The sequence below is a fragment of the Sphingobacterium sp. UBA7631 genome (genome assembly GCF_002483935.1).
In the GTDB taxonomy this organism is placed as follows: domain Bacteria; phylum Bacteroidota; class Bacteroidia; order Sphingobacteriales; family Sphingobacteriaceae; genus Sphingobacterium; species Sphingobacterium multivorum.
Genome location: NZ_DLIX01000010.1, coordinates 397,509 through 416,870 on the forward strand (window position 1 = coordinate 397,509; position 19,362 = coordinate 416,870).

Genomic DNA, 19,362 nt, shown 5'->3' on the forward strand with positions numbered 1-19,362 from the left:
ATTATTCTTACATTTGCATTATGAATTTTTCTTCTAAACTTCTTGAGAATGCCGTCGCTGAATTTGGAAAACTACCAGGCGTAGGGCAAAAGACAGCATTACGACTGGTTTTGCATCTGCTGAAGCAATCCGATGCGGATGTAGCCCGTTTTACAGCCGCTATTGATCGCTTGAAAGAAGATATTCAGTATTGCCAGGAATGTTTCAATATTTCGGATCACAGTATATGTGAGATATGTGCCTCCTTTAAACGTGATAAAAGCTTGATTTGTGTTGTGGAAGATACACGTGATGTGATGGCCATTGAAAATACAAATTCCTATCAAGGTGTATATCATGTATTGGGTGGGTTAATTTCGCCAATGGACGGTATTGGTCCTGCGGATCTAAAAATTGAGGGATTACTCAATCGAATTCAAAGAGGTGAGGTGGATGAAGTTATTCTGGCACTTTCAGCAACAATGGAAGGGGATACCACCATTTTTTATTTATATCGCAAATTGCGTGAGTTTGATGTTAAAATTACAACCATTGCCCGCGGTATAGCCTTTGGTGGTGAATTGGAATATGTGGATGAACTGACCTTAGGACGGTCCATTGCGACACGGGTGCCTTACGAGCGCAATGTTGGTTAATTGTATTTCAGATAGATTTGTTTCACACCCTCGTGTATCTTTCTTCCTTTGTCAATCTGTTGTTGTCGCCATAGGCTGTCGGTGATCATATGATTTGCTTTTTTATTTTTTAAGATATTCACATAAGCGATTTTACCGAGTACCGTTTTCCTTAAACCAAGTAATGAACACGAATAGTCTCCCAATAGATAATGATTGTAGTAGAGATGAATTTCACGCATAAGCTTTCGTCCCCATTTGTTTGTGGGGTAGGCTGCTTTAATGGGCTCTTCCATGAGCGCTTTTGCTAAGGCTAAACTATCCTGATCTCTTGATTGTTGGGTCATCGTCCAATAATACAACGCTTCAATAGCTTGCTCCTCACTGTCGGGTAGCAATTGCGTGGGAATGCCCAGCAATGTCCCGATAAATTTCCAAACATGGAATAAACCATCAACCTCGCTTTTCAATATATTGAATTTCATGCGTTTTAGCCCTGTTAGATAAACAAGAGAGAATCCGAGGTTGGTCGCAAGCATATCCCAAGTGTTTAAAGGGATGCCCCATTTTTCTGTTTGCCACTGACCGTGCTTTAGAATATTTAACCGAGCATACGAATGGATACATCGGGTAAGTAGGATGGCCTCAATGCCGATATTACCCTTTTTCAGTGCATTGTTACCTGTGACGTCAACCCAAAAGGTGACCGTTTCGGTGAGCCTTTTGACAGCACCTTTTTTTAACGCACCTGTAAAAATTAGGGGTTTATTGATGGCACTGGATTCATAGCCCCCCATGAGGACATAGTCCCGTAATACGACAAGTCCTGATAAGCCCGAACGTTGGCTGAGGCCAATGCCTTGCTCTATTTTATCCCAATCTAACCAAGAGGGACTGAGATCCAATGTCTGTAGAAAATTCTGCAATATGGGTTCGTATGCGGCATCAATAGGCTTTCCTGCAAGTGCATCTTTAAGCAGTTGTTGACCTTGAGGGAAACCAATTTTTAGGTGGAGCTGTTCGACAAGCTGGTCGCAGCTATTGTCAAATTGATCGAGTAAAGGTACAAATTGATCGGCAGCAGCGATCGAAGGTTTAGTCGGCAATTTGCGAAGCAATTCCACGCCAAGACCTCTCGACCAATAGAAAGAAAATGAACTTGTATTAACTTGATAACGCTCGGGTATTCGCCTCTCTTTTATTGAGTTGTCCAAGATATATAACCTCCTGTTAATGTGATTGTATTGTTCGATTTATTGAATTTAAAGTCTATATAATCCGTTTGACAAGATAAAAGATCACTGCAGCAAAATTGACGGTCAATTTTAAAATGAAGTCTAAAAGAGCCGCCTGTCTGATCAGCAAAAAAAGTCAGCCTGTTGACGCTAAAGTCACTTAAATGCGGGCCGCCATCTTTATCTTCCAATTGATCGATAACGTAATCATTGATTTCTTTCTGATGTTTGTCGACGAATGGTAGGAGCTCTTGATCGGTGAACGGTATGATTAAACTGTCTTTTTCTATCGCTATTCTGATGCTAATTTCTGCCATTTTATTATAGTGTGCTAATAAAGATCTCTCCAGTTTGGGATATATAGATTGAAAATTGCTTCTGTTTCCTTTCGGGTCTTATCCGCAAATTTACAGAAAGCCTTTAGAATAATTAGATTGATGTGTTCTTTTTTAAAATCTATGAGTCGATTTGAAAATTGAAATCCACCTTCAACGATTCTAAAATCACTTTTGGGTAGTTTACGGATGGTTACTGTTGCCACATCATATATATCCAATTGCTCCTCCCAGTAAGCAATTTGCTTGACGACTTCATGGTAGAGTAATTCCTGGCACCATTTGTACAGTAAGTTCAAGGTATTTGTGTTCTTCTTTTGATATACACATATGCTCGTTGCTGTCAATTCAACAGTTGGTAGCATTGCGGACGGATAAATCTTGACCAAATAAGGTTTTCCAAATAGGTAGTAGGGATCTTCCAGATAGGAATAGGATGAATCTTCCGATTTATTTTCTGGAGGATTTAGCTTAATGTACTCTTTGAGGAAAGCAACATCGCAATGCGCTGGAGCATATACACGATAGGGTGATGAACTACCTAGAATCTGGATGTAATCTTTATTCCAAAGTACTATTTCGTAAAATATACTCCCTATTTCAATTTGCATGTTTCGATCTTAAGTTGGAAATGAGGCATAGGCATTCGACCTAAATCAGACCCTATAAACTATTTCAAAGTAACGTTTTTTTGATATTAATCAATAATGATAATCGTAACAATTTCTGTCAATAATTGCGGGCAAGCTTAAGGGCTTCGTTAGAAAAAATGATAGCCTATTAGTAATCAACTTCGGACTGTAAGCAGTATGTCTGTACGATGAAGCCACGGTAATTGCACATAAAAAAGGTGGACTCAACGTGGACTTACTGTGGACTCACTGTGTTTACAGTACGAAGCTGGTCATAAGTTGGAAGTAATTTTTAGTATTGTTACCAGCTCTCACTAGCTTTTGTTTTTTGTTTTAATATTTAGATACTATCTTTGGAATACTGTTTATGTATCAACCCAACGACCATTTTCCAATACTAGATCTGCAAAAATTCCAGGAAGGGATTATTGCGGATTGTGACCTGCTTTTTCACGAACTTATTGGTCCTCGGGAAATTAATGAACCGCATAAACATGATTTTTTTATTCTCTTATTATTTGAAGAGTCTGGAGGTACGCATACCATAGACTTCGATCACTTTACGCTTGGATGTAATCAATTACATCTCGTTTTTCCAGGTCAGGTACATCAGTGGAAGATGGACGACTCGACCCATGCATTGCAGCTCATGATCAGCAGACGTTGGTTCGAAAGCTTATTACCTGCATTGCGATTTCCTATTTCTTATTATCTAAAGCATTTGGTCATTGATCTTTCAGCGATCCACTTTCAGTCGCTATTAGCAGAATTTAAAGCAATTGCAGCTGATCTAGCGGACGACCATATCCTATGGGAATTGATTTACGCGCGGGTTAAAGTAATTGCCCTTCTGATTAGCAAGATCGTTCAGGATAATTATCATGATTATGAACAACATCAGGATAATCCGATTGTGGCAAAATTTGTTCAGCTTATCGATGAATGGTATAAAAGTGAAAAATCCGTTGCTTTTTATGCCGAGAAGCTAAATATATCCGCAAACTATCTGAATGTGTTAAGTAATCGGGTGTTACACAAGTCAGCTTCATTTTTGATTCAGGAACGCGTGTTATTGGAAGCAAAGCGCTTGCTTAAAATTTCGGATAAAACGATCAAAGCTATTGTCTTTGATCTAGGATTTTATGATAATGCAAGCTTCAGCAAGTTTTTTAAATGCCATACAAATATGACACCAAGTCAGTTTAAAGCGCAGCCATAATTTATACACAAGCTGTGATAATTCGTACAAGGATCATTGTCCCAAATCACTTAGCTTTGGTGAAAATGATTTAAGCATGAATGAAATCAATCAAAATCAAGATACTTATTTGTTGAGGAACGTATTACTAGAAACAGGCTTTCTTTATGAGAAGGAAGAAATTGTTGCTACGAAAACGGCATTATTTGATATTCAAATCGAGGCAAATAAAATAAAAAATATAGAGCCAGCGCAATCGGGGATTGACGGAAAAGGCTTTGACATGAAAGGTAAATTGGCCTTACCGCCATTCCGTGACATGCACATTCATTTAGATAAAACTTTATACGGCCTGCCCTGGAAGGCGGTATTTCCAAAAAACAGGACTGTAAAAGATATGATTGCCAAGGAACAGATCATCATTCCTGAATTGTTGAAAACCTCTGTCGAACGTGCCGAAAAATTGATTGCGCTATTGCAGGGCTACGGAACAAATTTTGCGCGCGCACATTTTAATGTAGACCCAACATCGGGGACGAAGTCATTGGAACATCTGTTACAGGCACTGGAACATTTAAAGTATTCCTTTGCTGCAGAACTGGTCGCATTCCCCCAACATGGTCTATTCTATACAGAATCCGCTAAGCTAATGGAGGAAGTTGCAAAATGGGAACAGGTGGATTTTATCGGTGGTTTGGATCCCTTTAGTATTGACGGCAGTATCGAGAAACCGATGGACTTGACGGTTCGACTTGCATTGGACAATAACAAGGGAATCGATATCCACTTGCATGAAGGTGGAGAATCAGGTGTTAAGACTATGGAATATTTGATTGATAAAGCATTGGAAAACCCTGCATTACAGGGACGCACATTTATCAGTCATGCTTTCGCCTTAGGCTACCTGCCGAAAAAAGACTTAGAACACATGGCCGAACGACTGGCAGAAGCGAAAGTCGGTATATGCAGTTCGGTTCCTTTCCGCAATATGTTGATGCCATTTCGGGAACTGAAGAAGGCGGGAGTGGAAGTTTTTGTGGGGAACGACAATGTTCAGGATCATTGGGGTACTTTTGGTAGTGGTAATATGCTTCAGAAAGCCAATCTAGCCGCGCAATTATATGGTTATGAAACTGAATTCGAGCTATCTCGTTGCCTTCGTTATGCGACCAATGGCAAAATTCCGCTTGATGACCACGGGAATTCGGTATGGCCGAAAGTAGGAGATGATGCTAGCCTTCTTTTTGTCGACGCGAGTTGTTCAGCAGAAGCAGTTTCTCGGATCTCGACCGTCCATGGGCTTATTCATCAGGGAAATCTCGTCAAATGGAACAATAGTTCACAAGCTTGATTAAAATAGCGCATAATAAGAACATGCGACATGCCAATTTATCGTCTGGGGAATTGGCATGCTCATTTTTTAGGAGGGATTACGGTTAATGTAGGAAAGTCGTCTTGCAGTAGTCTATTTTATAAGAACCTTGTTCATGGACCAATTGAACCTCGTTTTTGGTTCGGATATTATCGCCGTAATCAATAAATACGATAAACTTGCTCTCCGTTATTTTGTCGATTTTAACATCCTTGATATCCAATGCGTCGTCATTACCTCTTCCAAATAACCAGGTTTCCGCTGTATATAAGGGATAGATTTTTTCCCATTTAGCTTTGTAAGCTGCTTCAGCTTTGAGCAGTTCTTCATCTGTGAGGTTAGATGGCCCGTAAATTTCATTGGCATCTTTTAAGAACGCCTGAAAGCGTTTGGTACATAAGGCATCTTCTTTGTCCAGATAGTAACAATATTTGCCGGATGCAGAACTTTTACATTTAAAAATCGCTTTTAACCAATCTTCCGCTTGCTGATGCTGAGCAATTGTCGTGTTTTGCTTCGCTGTGCCTGTGCCGTCGTTGATTAAAACCTGCTTTGCAGGATGTTCCACTGCAGTGCTTTTATGGTTTTTCGTTGGATTTATACAGCTCGCTAGCATGTAAAACAGCAGTATTGTTGCATACAAACTTTTCATCTTTTGATATCGTCTTTTATTTGGGTGTAAAATTAGGATATAAATCCCATAACACGATCACGGATTACCGCTATATTTCTACAGCATATTTACCAAAAAATCCTATTTCCCATTCTTGTTGAAATAAAGCAAAGCTCTGTGTGCCGATCGTGTGGCGTATAAACGCAATACATCTGCGTAGTTAAGAGTCCCTTGTTTCTTTCTGATGCTAATTATTTATTTTTAATTGCTGTATAACAGCATTTTATGTTTTCTCTATATTTTTTTTACTTCTTTTTTTTTCTACGCAAATTCCCTGCGCATTAACCCAACGATATTTGTAATGTCAACAATGACAAACGTTCTTTGATGAAATTATAGCGAATAGCTTTAAGATATATACTTCTTGATGAAGTATTAAAGAAGCCTTTCTTCTTCAGTGGCATCCTGGTCACCTGTTTCAGTATAGCAGGTTAGTATTGTTCTCTATGAGAATCAATATACTGATAAAACGAGAAGTTGAAAGGAAAGTGCTCGTGTTAGAGGTTCGAGTCCTCTCCCGTAAAAAGGTAGCTCAAGGGTAGAGCAGAGCAGATAGTTGTGGGTCGTAGGTTCGATTCCTACTCCTGAGCAATCAGGATAGTTCAGTCTGGGTAGAACAACAGCTCAATCGTGTGGGTTCGAATCCCACTTCCATTTTCGGATGGAATAGCATAAGGGTATTGCACCGAACTGTCCATTCGGACATTCAAAGTTAAGACCTTCTTTAAAAAGGTCATTTGGTAGAAGCTTGCTATCTTTTTATCCTGCTTATGCGCTGTTTTCATGCGACTATGCAATTGATTGATGGCCTGAGATTCCTAAGATGTGGTATTTGAATTTATACTAAAAAGTCGTGACCAATAAGATGGGGTATTTGTTCACCGACTTTTGATTTTAAAAGCGGATACTTGGGCTTTTGAATCCCGCTTGAGGTCAAGGGATAAAAAATAGCAGGTTTTATAATAGCAATAATGAAAATTTAAAAGAATATACAAATGAAAAGAGTACAGATAACTACAGCGGAAATCGGATTGGTTATTAAAAACAATATGGTGGTCCGTGTTTTAAAATCCGGTAACTATTGGTTGGGATTTGGTGAAAAACTGGAGAAATATACAACTACTCATTCATTTCCTTCCGATCGTAATATCGATGTGCTTTTGCAGTTGGCAGGTTTTAGTGAATTGGTTGACATCGTTGAGGTGGGCGATACGGAGATTTGTCTTGTTTTTTTGAATAATAATTTCGAAAAGACGTTAGCCTCCGGCAGACATGTTTTTTGGAAGGAATTGCGTGAACGCAGATTTCAACTGGAAGACATTGCGGAGATTGAGGTTCCGGCATCTTTAAATCGTCAGTTGTTGGAGAAACAGAGTTTGAGCTATTATGTACGTCAGTATAAAATTGAACCAAATGAGAAAGCCCTGCTTTTTGTAGACGGTGTGTTTGTGGATATCTTGAAGTCGGGAACGTATTATTGGTGGAAGAATGCAAAAACCATAGCGATTTCAAAAGCTGATATGCGGGTTTTGACCTTGGAGGTGGTAGGACAGGAGATCTTGTCTAAAGATAAAGCACAGATCAGAATCAATTTCACGCTGCAATATCAGATTGTGGATATTGTCAAAGCACTATTGAATAATAAAGACCACGAGAAGCAATTGTATTCGTTGATGCAGTTGACCCTACGGTCCTATATCGGGCAGATGACGTTAGACGAGCTGATGGAGCGGAAGACTGAAATACAAGGCTATATCTTAGAAAATACATTACAACAGGTTGCGAGCATGGGACTAACACTGTTGACCTGCGGTGTTAAAGATGTTATTTTACCAGGGGATGTGCGGGACATCATGAACCAGGTGTTGATTGCAGAGAAGAGGGCGCAGGCAAATAGCATCATGCGTCGCGAAGAGACCGCTTCGACACGGAGTCTGTTGAATACGGCGAAACTGATGGAAGAAAACAGTATGTTGTTTAAGTTGAAGGAAATGGAATATGTCGAAAAGATCGCAGAAAAGATCAATACGATTTCGGTTTCCGGAAATGGACAGATTGTTGACCAACTCAAACAATTGTTTGTGAAATAAAAGATTATTAAATTGAAAGAGGTGCAGGTAGCAACGTAAAGAGCTGTTGTTACCTGCTTTGGAGGATTTGTAAAGCTACTCTATAAATTAGAAAGTAAGAAAATGGAAAATAAGAGAATAAACGGCAATGACTTAATTGCTTTGGGATATAAAGAAAATCATAGCTTGGGAGTAGCACTGAAGATCAACAGTAAAAGACACGGTTTTACGCGGGCAGAAATGCTTGAAAAGTTTAAAGCTGTTTTGGAAAATCCGACCAGCTATTCTGATGATGCTGTTTTCGGAATTTTAGCGAGTGCTCTGCTTGGGCAAGAGGCAATTGACAAGTCATTAATTGTCTTGAACGAAAACCCGGCGGATTATACCATTTACGGTTCGTCTGAAATTGAAACAGGGGCGAAAGCACAGATGAATATCGCCATGAAATTACCAGTTTCGGTTGCCGGAGCATTGATGCCAGACGCCCATCAAGGATACGGATTGCCAATCGGAGGAGTTCTGGCGACAAATAATGCCGTGATCCCTTATGGTGTTGGTGTCGATATTGGCTGTCGCATGGCTTTGTCCATCTTTGATCTACCGGGTTCATTTGTGGAGCACAATATAATGACGCTGAAAGATATTATTCTACGAAACAGTAAATTTGGGGCTGGTAATGGATACCTGAGACATGAACGCGTAGATCATGCTGTACTGGAAAACAAATTATTCAATGAGAATAGTTTACTTTCCTCCTTGAAGGATAAAGCCTGGACCCAATTGGGCTCTTCCGGTGGGGGGAATCATTTTGTGGAATTTGGTATAGTCGAATTTGAGGAAAGAGATGAGGTTTTAAACATTGATAGCGGCAGTTATTTGGGTTTGTTGACACATTCGGGTTCAAGAGGAATGGGCGCTACCCTAGCAGCACATTATACCAAGCTGGCCAAATCCCTGTGTAAGTTACCTTATCAAGCGGAAAATCTGGCTTATTTGGACCTGGATAGCCATGAGGGACAGGAGTATTGGCTGGCCATGAATCTCGCTGGCGATTATGCGTCAGCCTGCCACGAAGTGATCCATGACAAGATCACGTTGGCTTTAGGAGCTGAATTGTTGGCGAAAGTTGAAAATCACCACAATTTTGCATGGAAGGAAACTTGGAATGGTCAAGATGTTATTGTACACCGAAAGGGTGCGACGCCCGCTGCAAAAGGGGTAATGGGGATTATTCCGGGCTCCATGGCGACACCAGGGTTTTTGGTTCGCGGAAAAGGGGAGTCGAATGCTATACAATCGGCATCTCATGGGGCAGGTCGACTGATGAGCCGTACACAAGCGATTAAAACCTTATCTTCCCATGACCTTCATGCGATGCTTAAAGATCAAGGTGTTATGCTGCTTGGAGCAGGGATGGATGAAGCGCCGATGGCCTATAAAGACATCCACACTGTCATGGCTTCACAAAAAGATCTTGTTGATGTCGTGGCAAAATTTTCGCCCAAGATTGTCCGCATGGCAGATGATGGGAGCAGAGAAGACTAATGGCAAGAAAAAGCGGCTCAGATTGATGTCTGAGCCGCTTTCGTATTTAATTTCTTTTGATTACCTGGCCGTCGCCACTTCCTTATAGGTGTATACGTTATAAGGATATAGTTTTTTAGCTAGCGTTTTCGCAATAAAACTGCTGATGAGTAGGGGGGCTAGTAATAAATATCCGGAAGGAACAAGGCTTGCAATAATAAAGATCGCCGTGAAAGGTGCATGTATAGCCGCAGAAAGCATTGCTGCAGCACCAAAAAGGGCAAAATTAATAACCACCAATTGTGTGCCTAGATAATGGTTGCAAAGCTGTGCAAACAAAACGCCTAACAATGCACCTGTAACAATACTGGGGGCAAAAACGCCGCCGTCACCACCAGCACCTAGCGTCAGAGAAGCCACAAAAGGTTTTAAGAGAACAAGCAGGATCAACGGAAGAAAGTAAAGTAAATTGACAGAATCATGCAGACTGCTTTTTAGAACCTCTCCAAGACCATGATAGCTGTCGCCATAGAGTACCGGTAAGAAAAAGATAAATGTTCCAACGGTGATTGCACCCAAGTTGACACGGATAAAATTACTTTTTATGCCTGCAAAATAGGACTTCGCATAAATTACCGTTTTAGTAAAATATAATGCTAAAATCCCGCCAATCAATCCCAAAATAGCGACAAAAGGGATCGCTTGCCATCGCCATGCTTTTACCTCAAATGTAAACAAAGGACTTGCGTCAAGATAATAGACAAATACGGAAGCCAGGGCCATTGAAGTTAGTCCGCTAATGAGCAAGGTCTTGTTATATCTGCGTGCAATTACCTCAAAAGCAAAAAGAAAACCACCCAATGCACTTCCAAACAACAGGGTGACTCCAGCGATTACGCCAGCGCAGATCAACTCGGTTTTGTAAGCCCAAGCTGGATGTAATCGCTTATACGCTTGGTTACCCACCGTGGCTGATGCAACAACTGTAGAAACTTCAACACCGGTTGACCCACCAAAAACTACCGTTAGAAAACCATTGATATAATGTGAAGGAATCTTAAAAAAAGGTAAATGGTCTTTTCTTGTTTCTAGTGTCGTATAAATTTCTTTGATCCCTTTGTTTTTTCTGTTTTGAAAAGCGTATTTCCGTAAGAAGTAAATCGCTGTAATACCTATGCTGGGTAAAACAATAAAAAGTTTGGCATCCCAGGAAGATACACTTTCAAACAATTCTTCCTGTACATAAGCTGTGCTGTGTTTGAGGCTGTATGCCAATACACAACAAACGATACTGACGAGCGCTGAACTTCCAATTAATTTTAGATAGCTATATCGAACAACTTTTTTTCTGTATGTCGTATTGCCTTGCATCATGTTTTTCTTTAAATCGACACAAAGGTAAGGGTTATTTAGTTTAAAATAAACGATAAATACCTTAACACATACGTTTTGTTACGATAAAGACCCTAATGAATGCCTATGTATATATCCACCTTTGCATCGTGTGGGTTTTGGGCTTTTTCGCCATATATTTCGAGGTCTGCGGCATACGTTCTGGGTAAATCCGAACGCCATATCCTTTGCCAAGTTTCATAAACGATGCCATCTTCCAAATTTCCTTCTGCTGTAAAATGTCGGTAATGGTTTTCAGCGATATTAATACCGTCCAAGTCTTCGGGTAGTTCTTCAAGATTGCTGACTTTACAGCCTAATAAAGTCGTATAAGGCAATGTGTGATCTTTTTCATATTCGGTATAGATACAATAGAGTTCGCTGGATATCTTGTTGGGAATACGGCTCAACACATCTTCTTTAAAAAAGCGGGCCCAAAGTTCTGGAATGTCTTTCGCCGCCTGCCCATTTTGGTTGCTTGTACGGATGGCAAGACCTATTATACTGAATGAAGGGATTATTTTATTATTCATTTCGCTTAGTTTTCCCCAAAGTTAGATCGGCCAATGACAACCCTATGTCATGACCAAAGGGCTAATGTTGTTTTTTCCAGATTTTATCTACTTGGGACAGATATTCTGCCAAGGCAGCTGAACCATACCAGGGGTAAAACGAAGCTTCTAAGAGGCCGTTTTTTATCGCTGGATCGTTCTCTAAAATATGCTTTGCCGCATCAGTTGAAGCCATGTTATTTAAGATAAAAAGGCCCCGAAAGTTGTCGTCATTTTTTCCAAATGGGCCAGCAACAATCAATTGCCCATTTTTTACGAGACGATTGATATTTTCCATGTGACCTTTGAAACATTCATTAATGAATTGTTTGTCTGTTGTTTTATTCTCGCCAGTTTTGAGGAGGACAAAGATGTAGGATTTCATTCCATAATCATCAGCCCCCAATTTTTTTGCGAGCTCTTGATCGTAATTTGGGTTTCCTTCAGTCGTGGTCGGTGCAATTCTGCTCGCATAAAAAGACCTGGCTCTTCCCGATTTTCCTTCCACTACAATGTGAAGTCGGTTTGTGGCGACTGGTGTGTACCGAATGTAATTGGGGAAATCATGGGCCTCATTGATAAACGAATAGGTACTATCCTGATAACTTAGCTCAAAATTGACTTCTTTTCCATGGTTTTGTCCGATGACCAGTGCTGTGTATACAACTTTATCCTTTATTTTGGTCAATTTTAGGTATTCACTGACGATCTTTTGCCCATTTTTCAACGTATAGGAAAGTCCCTTTAATTCGTGTTCATTTATACGATCCCATTGTTCGTATTGCTCTTTATTGTCCACCTTCCATGTCCCTTCCAAGAACGATGGAAAAGATACTTGTGAAAAAAGCGGTTGGGCAGCTCCCCAGCAAAAGAGCAGGGTGGCTATTACAATTGTTTTCATATAGGTTTTAAATTTTGAAGGTTAGGGACTTTTAAAGAAAAAGTATGCAGCGAAATCCACGTGCGGCATAATAGGAGATTGCGCCATTATGATAGGTAAAGACTTGGTTGTAACGTCGGTCACAGAATAAGGCACCTCCAAGCTTGCGGATGGCATCTGGTGTTTGTATCCAGCTGGAAGTTTTTAAATCAAATTCACCTAATTGTTGAAGTTGGCGATATTGTTCTTCATTTAGTAGCTCAGTCCCCATTTTCTTAGCTTCTTCCACAGCATTCCCAATAGGCTTGTTTTCTTTCCTTTCATCCATGGCTCTTTGGTCAAAACAGAGGCTTCTTCTTCCTTTGGGACTTTCTTCAGCACAATCCACAAAAGCATACTGTTCTTTGTTTGCATCAATCAGAATAAGGTCGGGTTCGCCAGCGCTCTTTTCCATTTGGAACAAGCTCCACAATTTCTTGGGATTTTCAAGTAATTTATGCGCAACATCATCCCAACTGATCTGTGGATGTCTTTTAGGAAATTTCTGAAACCTTTGTTTTAGTGTTTCAAGTAGCATTGACTGTTCCTGCAGTGTAAGTGAATTTTTCATAACGGTTGTCCTTGTGGTATTAAAATTACGTATTTAAATCAAATGTAATGTAGCTTAATATTACAAATGGATTAAATTCTTTAGTTCAAAATTGAATTAAATTTATATTTTTACGTTCAATTTTTATATAAATATGGCTTCAGGAATATTTGCAATACTAGATGATATTGCAGCGTTGATGGATGATGTAGCAGTGGCGAGCAAAATCGCAACAAAAAAAACTGCTGGAATCTTAGGTGACGATTTAGCGGTAAATGCAGAGAAAGCGACTGGTTTTTTGGCTTCACGTGAGCTCCCAGTTTTATGGGCAATTACAAAGGGTTCGCTGCTCAATAAGTTGATCATTGTACCTATTGCTTTATTACTGAACGTCTTTTTTCCAATTGCCATCAAATATATTTTAATTTTGGGTGGTTTCTACCTTGCTTTTGAAGGTGTTGAAAAGATTATTGAATACCTGTTTCACCGCAAACATGCTACAGAAGAAACGAAAGTAGAGACTGTCGTTGCTGAAAACTCAGTTGCTGTTGAAAAAGCGAAGGTAAAATCGGCTATCACGACAGATTTTATTCTTTCCGTGGAGATCGTCATTATCGCTTTAGGAACAGTTCTTGGAAAAAGCTTGTCCTTACAAATTATTACGGTTTCGGTTGTTGCTTTTTTAGCCACAGTTGGAGTCTATGGTATTGTGGCACTTATCGTTCGGATGGACGATGCGGGTTATAAATTGATTAAAACCTCCCGTGAGAAAGGCCCTGTAGCGAGTTTAGGTCGTTTTTTAGTCCGCGCACTGCCTTTTGTTATCAAGTTATTGGCTGTGGTTGGTACATTTGCTTTAATTTTAGTTTCAGGCGGAATATTTGCGCATTATATTGATTTCTTACATCACGCGCTACCCGCTCTGCCAAGCATGCTAAAAGAGCTGTTATTTGGCCTAGGTGGAGGCATAATTGTGGTGATTTTATTTACGATCGGCAAAATGCTGTTTAAAAAGAAAAAATAACCTTATACTGATCATTGATGATCAGCAACCAAAAAGGCAACAGATAGATCTGTTGCCTTTTTTGGTTGCTGATGTTTAAATTATATCTGTTGCCTCTGCCGCAGCATCTATTTCCACACGTTCGCCTTTTGTATTAATCAAAATTACATCGTCCGAATCCGCTAATGAAACAGAAGCCACGCCATCGCTGAACGAGGTAGCTCCACTGTATATAAATGGTATTGCAACTTTTCCCTGACCATCTAAATACCCATACTTTCCACCTTTGCTTGCAAGGAAAAGATTGGGTTCTTCGGTAATTGAAATCAAATCGTAGTCGGGCGCAACGATTTTATTGGTCTTAATATCAGTAAGATTATACTTGTCGTTTTCAATGCTGACGAAATGCGTTGCATTGTTTTCAGAAATAAAGCTATACGTTGCCGGGACAATTATTTTACCCGCTTGATTCAATATGCCATATTTATCTTTCACTTGAAATACAGCATAGCCCCCGTTAATGAATGATATCATATCATAATTTGCTGGGATCAAAATTTTACCAGACTTATCCATGACCCCATATTTTTCGTTTAGTCCAAAAACCAGTTGGCCAAGATGGTCATCGTAACCTAAATAATCGTATCGGAAGGGGAGGATTGGTTTACCGGTGAGATTAATGGCACCATATTTTTCATCTTTATATTGAACTATACTCAGGTCGCCAACAAATGGAGCAATGTAAAGGTATTGTGCTGGCACAATTGTTTTTTCATCGCCGTCTTTTACCCCCAAAAGGCTAGTTGCAGCATCTTCAAATAAATAGAGATTTTCAGCAATCTGGTTGCTATCTTCCGCATCCTCTTCGTCATCATAAATGGATGCTACTTGTTCATAATCCTCAGGTACAATAAAATCCTTTTCGTCCAGTTGGCTATCGGTGATGTTCTGCGCAATCATATTCATGCCAAGCGGTGTTGTTAGCTGCAGCACAGCCCCAGGTATTTTTTTGAACAGATCAAAGCCCTCCCAATAGGCGACTGGCAGTTTATCGCTATACCAAATCGATAGGGTACTGTTTTCCGCGTTATCTTCCGAAATAGGAATTTCTACCTGCGCTAGTTTGCAGGGATAACCAGCGATCATTTTCGTCTGGTTTGGGACGAGTTTGATCGCATGTGAGCTAAGCTCATTTTCTTTCACGACATATTTTGCCAGTCCTGGGTATAATATAACCGATTGCTCTTCATTTTTTTTAACGAGAAAGATGGACTCTTCGCCGTCTCCGGAAGCCGATACAACTTTTATTTTATCATTGTTAACATAAGCTTCGTAGACAGAAACTGGAGCTGCTTGCGCTTCTTCGCTGGGATCGACGGAATAGGTAATGGCATAGTTGATCTTGAATGCTTTATTGATTTGTGCAAACGACATGCTGCTGGCCGCCAAGATAGCTACGAACGATAGGGATATTTTTTTCATCTTCTTAAACTTTGAAAGACAAATATCCTGATTCAATGTAAGGTGTTATATCCCTGAAATCCGTTATTTAATGATAAATCGAAATCGAGCCGATCTCATGCAACGATCTTCAGGCCCTTATCAAACCCCATTCTGAGATTTAATCGATGGCCAACTGATATTTAAGCAATAGTCCAGGCAGCTGTTCCCGACCAAATTTACTTTTTTTCATGCGATTGGCCTCGGGATCGAGCTGGATGTTGATGGAGGACCGAAAATCACAGCCTTCGAGATTGCTTTGTATAAAACGGGCATTTAACAAATTCGCTTTTCTAAACACCGCCTGTTGCAGATTAGCTCGTTCAAAATCCACATGTTGCAACGAACAGTGATCAAACTGAAATTTCTTTATATTTCGTTCAAAAAAAGAGGAGTAATCCAATACCGAGTTGCTGAAATTAACATGAAAGGAAAATGAACTACATTCATTAAAGTGTATACCTAGCATTTTGCAGTCATTAAAGACAACATGATCTAGTTGTGTGCCCTTCAGACTGACGTTGGAAAGATTACACGATTTAAATTCACAATTTGTGAAAATGAGGTCTAACAGTTCCGCGCTCTGAAAATCACATTGCTCAAAGGTGCATTTGTAGAATTCCTGAACTTGTTTCAGTTCAGGAGTCCATGTTTTTTTCGTGATTGTTTGTTCGATAAGTTCTTTCATTCTGTATGCTGTTGGCATTGATCTTAGCGAAAATAAACAATTCTCCCGAATGATTTTACTTTAAAATGAAGTGAATGCGCTACATCCGATTATATGCAAAATACCTGATTTCAGGGATAAAAAGGGTAATTTTTTCCAACTATATTTGGCATAGCCATAAAACATAATTCTGGGGGCAAGACTGAAGTATTGTAGAACTCTGGTAGGTTTTAATATAGTTGTTAAAGGGCACTCTATAGAGTGCCCTTTACTTTTTTAGCTATTTCGATTCTTCAATTTGCCGAATATTAGTTGTTTTTTAAATATTGCCGTAGCACATATTGCAGAATACCGTCATTCTTAAAATACTCGATTTCAATGGCAGAATCGAGTCTTGCTTTCACTTGAAATGTGGTTGTTTTTCCATTGTCATGCACCGCCTTTACCGAGAGGAGTTTATGGGGTGTTAAATCGTTCGCAAGTCCCGTGATGCTATAGACTTCTGTTCCATCTAGTCCTAATTTCTCTGCATTTTCGTCATTGATAAACACAAGTGGTGCTACCCCCATACCGACAAGATTACTTCGGTGAATACGCTCAAAACTTTCAGCAATAACCGCCCGTACGCCGAGCAGGAATGTTCCCTTTGCAGCCCAATCTCTTGAGGAGCCCGAACCATACTCTTTTCCTGCCAGCACAATGAGTGCAGTGTTGTTTTTTCGATATTCCATTGCGGTTTCATATACCGTCTTCACCTCATTGCTTGGGAAATAACGGCTAAATCCACCTTCACGATCAGTAATTTTGTTTTTAATACGCACATTGGCAAATGTTCCACGCATCATAACTTCGTGGTTCCCACGTCTAGATCCATACGAATTAAAATCTTCTTTACTTACCTGATGTGCGCTGAGGTATTGCCCAGCCGCAGTTTCTTCTTTGAATGACCCTGCAGGTGAGATATGATCCGTTGTAACCGAATCACCAAGATAAAGTAACACCCTTGCATTTTGGATGTCTTGTATCGGATTTGGTACAGCCTGTAAATTTTCAAAAAAAGGTGATTCTTTAATGTAGGTAGACGTGTTGTCCCACTGGTAATTTTGATCCAGATTCACTTCAAGTTCTTGCCAGTCTGTTGAACCATCGAAGATGACATCATAAACTTCTTGAAAATCCGATTGTTTGACGCAGGCATTGACGGTTTCCATAATATCCTCGCGGCTCGGCCAAATATCTTTCAGATATACGGGCTCACCATTCGGGTCGTAGTCGAGCGGCTCCTCCAAAAGATTAATATCAACTCTTCCGACTAACGCATAGGCAACAACAAGCATCGGCGACATTAAAAAGTTCATTTTTACCTGAGGATGCACACGCGCCTCAAAATTTCGGTTACCAGACAATACCGATGCGACAATGAGTTCACCTTTTTCCACTGCCTCTGCTATTTGTGGTGGAAGAGGACCCGAGTTTCCAATACAGGAGGTACAACCGTAACCCACCGTGTGAAAACGCAGGGCATCGAGATCAGCACTAAGTCCTGATCTTTCAAGGTATTGTGTAACGACTTTTGAACCAGGGGCTAAGGAGGTCTTTACCCAGGATTTGGTCCGCAGTCCACGCTCGATAGCGTTACGGGCCAATAATCCTGCGCCGATCATCACAGTAGGGTTCGACGTATTGGTACAGCTTGTTATGGCGGCAATGGCAATACTGCCATCACTGACAATATATTCTTTATGATTGTGCTTGATGCGCACAGCATGAATAGACTCTTGGATAACTTCATGCGGTGAATCATGTTCAATAGGTACCTTACCAAAGGTAAACTCCGTACCAGACCCGCCGTCGGCAAGCCAAGCAGATTCCGATCGCTGTAGAACAGGGATATACTGTCGATGGTGTTCGCTATCCAAGAGATGTGAAAATGTAGTTTTTAGATCTTTCACAAGAATTTTATCCTGAGGTCGCTTAGGGCCGGATACAGTTGGCTCCAGACTTGATAAATTGAATTCAACAACCGACGAATATTGAATTTCTTCCTTGCCTGTCCGCCAAAGTAAATTGCTTTTACAATAATCTTCAACAATTTTAATCTGTTCGGCACTTCGATTGGTGCTATGCATGTATTCAAGGGTTCGGTCATCGATCGGAAAATAGGTAACCGTACAGCCGAATTCTGGTGACATATTGGATATTGTCGCACGATCTGTCACCGAAAGGCTGTCCAATCCATCGCCAAATACTTCAACAAATTTGCCCACAACACCTGTATCACGAAGTATTTTTGTGATGGAAAGAACCATGTCCGTCGCGGTGCATGTCGCTGGTATTTTGCCCGTAAGTTTAAGGCCGATAACCTCGGGGCAGGTGAAAAAGATGGGTTGTCCAAGCATGGCTGCCTCGGCCTCAATACCACCAACTCCCCAACCTAATACACCAATACCATTGACCATTGGTGTATGCGAATCTGTCCCTACTAATGTGTCAGGAAAAAGCCAATTGTCACGTTCAATGACTCCTTTGGCAAGATATTCCAAGTTGACCTGATGGCAGATACCCATACCTGGGGGAACAACGGTAAAATTTTTTAATCCTTTCTGTGCCCATTTAAGGAGTTCATAACGCTCACGGTTGCGTTCATATTCCAACTCGACATTCTTGTCATACGAGTACTGTGTACCAAAGTAGTCGACCTGAACGGAATGATCAATGACCAGATCCACCGGGATAGCAGGATTTATTTTTTGTCCATCCTTGCCATGACGGATAAATTCGGCACGTAGTGATGCCATATCGACTACAGCAGGTACTCCGGTGAAATCCTGCATTAAAATTCTGGCCGGTTTGAAGGGGATATCTTTGTCAACAGGTTGTGGAGTCCAATGAATCAGGGTATTGACATGCTCGTCTGTGATACTGAATCCATCATGGTTTCGCAATACATTTTCCAGTAGTATCCGGATGCTGAACGGTAGGTGCATAACATTACCTTGAGGGAGATCTTTAATAGAACTATACTGGTAAACTTTGCCGTTAATTTCAATTTCTTGTATTGATTTCTCTTTGCTCATATTCATTTACTTATTTTCATACTATATAATATACATATCCCTAAATTTGTT

18 protein-coding genes and 1 tRNA gene are annotated in these 19,362 nt (G+C 40.3%); 7 read left to right on the plus strand and 12 right to left on the minus strand.

Going from position 1 to position 19,362, the window contains the following annotated elements:
* The first annotated feature begins 20 nt into the window (after window positions 1–20).
* Window positions 21–635 (plus strand): recombination mediator RecR, encoded by a 615-nt coding sequence (gene recR, locus B3P16_RS18075; protein WP_286843804.1) that lies wholly within the window; start codon window positions 21–23, stop codon window positions 633–635.
* Here the strand turns inward: recR and B3P16_RS18080 are convergent.
* Genes B3P16_RS18080 through B3P16_RS18090 form a run of 3 tightly spaced genes read right to left on the minus strand, consistent with a single transcriptional unit; the run spans window position 632 to window position 2,795 of the window.
* On the minus strand, window positions 632–1,828 hold the full coding sequence (locus tag B3P16_RS18080) for an oxygenase MpaB family protein (protein ID WP_286843805.1): 1,197 nt from the start codon (window positions 1,826–1,828) through the stop codon (window positions 632–634). The genes recR and B3P16_RS18080 overlap by 4 nt on opposite strands.
* Window positions 1,813–2,166, minus strand: coding sequence for a hypothetical protein (locus B3P16_RS18085; protein ID WP_070563983.1), 354 nt, complete (start codon window positions 2,164–2,166; stop codon window positions 1,813–1,815). Before B3P16_RS18085 ends, B3P16_RS18080 begins: the two co-directional genes overlap by 16 nt.
* Window positions 2,167–2,180: 14 nt before the next feature.
* Window positions 2,181–2,795, minus strand: coding sequence for a hypothetical protein (locus B3P16_RS18090; RefSeq protein ID WP_070563987.1), 615 nt, complete (start codon window positions 2,793–2,795; stop codon window positions 2,181–2,183).
* A 388-nt stretch (window positions 2,796–3,183) separates the two neighbouring features.
* On the opposite strand from B3P16_RS18090, the gene B3P16_RS18095 reads away from it, so the two are divergent.
* Both B3P16_RS18095 and B3P16_RS18100 read left to right on the plus strand, forming a co-directional pair.
* The gene (locus B3P16_RS18095) at window positions 3,184–4,035 is read left to right on the plus strand and encodes an AraC family transcriptional regulator (protein ID WP_286843807.1); all 852 of its coding nucleotides are present in this window, start codon (window positions 3,184–3,186) and stop codon (window positions 4,033–4,035) included.
* Between the two features lie 76 nt (window positions 4,036–4,111).
* Window positions 4,112–5,365 carry an amidohydrolase gene (locus B3P16_RS18100; RefSeq protein ID WP_286769619.1) on the plus strand — a complete coding sequence of 418 codons (1,254 nt, stop codon included), beginning with the start codon at window positions 4,112–4,114 and terminating at the stop codon, window positions 5,363–5,365.
* Between the two features lie 85 nt (window positions 5,366–5,450).
* Here the strand turns inward: B3P16_RS18100 and B3P16_RS18105 are convergent, their stop codons facing one another.
* Window positions 5,451–6,038 carry a hypothetical protein gene (locus tag B3P16_RS18105; RefSeq protein ID WP_286843808.1) on the minus strand — a complete coding sequence of 196 codons (588 nt, stop codon included), beginning with the start codon at window positions 6,036–6,038 and terminating at the stop codon, window positions 5,451–5,453.
* A gap of 547 nt (window positions 6,039–6,585) precedes the next feature.
* Here B3P16_RS18105 and B3P16_RS18110 point away from each other — a divergent pair.
* Window positions 6,586–6,647: transfer RNA gene (locus B3P16_RS18110), tRNA-OTHER, on the plus strand.
* A 14-nt stretch (window positions 6,648–6,661) separates the two neighbouring features.
* Here the strand turns inward: B3P16_RS18110 and B3P16_RS18115 are convergent.
* Window positions 6,662–6,844, minus strand: coding sequence for a hypothetical protein (locus B3P16_RS18115; protein ID WP_046673477.1), 183 nt, complete (start codon window positions 6,842–6,844; stop codon window positions 6,662–6,664).
* A gap of 210 nt (window positions 6,845–7,054) precedes the next feature.
* On the opposite strand from B3P16_RS18115, the gene B3P16_RS18120 reads away from it, so the two are divergent.
* A complete protein-coding gene (locus tag B3P16_RS18120; RefSeq protein WP_070563995.1) occupies window positions 7,055–8,149 on the plus strand; it encodes a slipin family protein in 1,095 nt (364 codons plus the stop codon).
* A 102-nt stretch (window positions 8,150–8,251) separates the two neighbouring features.
* Entirely contained in the window at window positions 8,252–9,673 is a 1,422-nt protein-coding gene (locus tag B3P16_RS18125; protein WP_070563998.1) for an RtcB family protein, read from the plus strand.
* A gap of 60 nt (window positions 9,674–9,733) precedes the next feature.
* Here the strand turns inward: B3P16_RS18125 and B3P16_RS18130 are convergent, their stop codons facing one another.
* The 4 genes from B3P16_RS18130 to B3P16_RS18145 all read right to left on the minus strand — a co-directional run bounded on the left by B3P16_RS18130 (window position 9,734) and on the right by B3P16_RS18145 (window position 13,085).
* Window positions 9,734–11,026, minus strand: a complete 1,293-nt coding sequence (locus B3P16_RS18130) for a chloride channel protein (protein WP_236560203.1) — start codon at window positions 11,024–11,026, stop codon at window positions 9,734–9,736.
* 92 nt (window positions 11,027–11,118) lie between these two features.
* Entirely contained in the window at window positions 11,119–11,577 is a 459-nt protein-coding gene (locus tag B3P16_RS18135) for a GyrI-like domain-containing protein (RefSeq protein ID WP_286843809.1), read from the minus strand.
* A 61-nt stretch (window positions 11,578–11,638) separates the two neighbouring features.
* Complete coding sequence (locus B3P16_RS18140) at window positions 11,639–12,496, minus strand: DUF6265 family protein (RefSeq protein WP_112374103.1); 858 nt, start codon at window positions 12,494–12,496, stop codon at window positions 11,639–11,641.
* Window positions 12,497–12,527: 31 nt separating this feature from the next.
* The gene (locus B3P16_RS18145; RefSeq protein WP_070564004.1) at window positions 12,528–13,085 is read right to left on the minus strand and encodes a DUF4256 domain-containing protein; all 558 of its coding nucleotides are present in this window, start codon (window positions 13,083–13,085) and stop codon (window positions 12,528–12,530) included.
* A 133-nt stretch (window positions 13,086–13,218) separates the two neighbouring features.
* Between B3P16_RS18145 and B3P16_RS18150 the strand changes: the two genes are divergently transcribed.
* A complete protein-coding gene (locus tag B3P16_RS18150) occupies window positions 13,219–14,088 on the plus strand; it encodes a DUF808 domain-containing protein (protein ID WP_112374105.1) in 870 nt (289 codons plus the stop codon).
* Between the two features lie 75 nt (window positions 14,089–14,163).
* Here the strand turns inward: B3P16_RS18150 and B3P16_RS18155 are convergent, their stop codons facing one another.
* From B3P16_RS18155 to acnA, 3 genes are all read right to left on the minus strand, one after another.
* Window positions 14,164–15,549 (minus strand): WG repeat-containing protein, encoded by a 1,386-nt coding sequence (locus tag B3P16_RS18155; protein WP_070564010.1) that lies wholly within the window; start codon window positions 15,547–15,549, stop codon window positions 14,164–14,166.
* A gap of 139 nt (window positions 15,550–15,688) precedes the next feature.
* Window positions 15,689–16,255 carry a pentapeptide repeat-containing protein gene (locus B3P16_RS18160; protein ID WP_286843810.1) on the minus strand — a complete coding sequence of 189 codons (567 nt, stop codon included), beginning with the start codon at window positions 16,253–16,255 and terminating at the stop codon, window positions 15,689–15,691.
* A 287-nt stretch (window positions 16,256–16,542) separates the two neighbouring features.
* Window positions 16,543–19,311: an aconitate hydratase AcnA gene (gene acnA, locus B3P16_RS18165; protein WP_236560202.1), complete on the minus strand. Its 2,769-nt coding sequence runs from the start codon at window positions 19,309–19,311 to the stop codon at window positions 16,543–16,545.
* Window positions 19,312–19,362 lie beyond the last annotated feature (51 nt).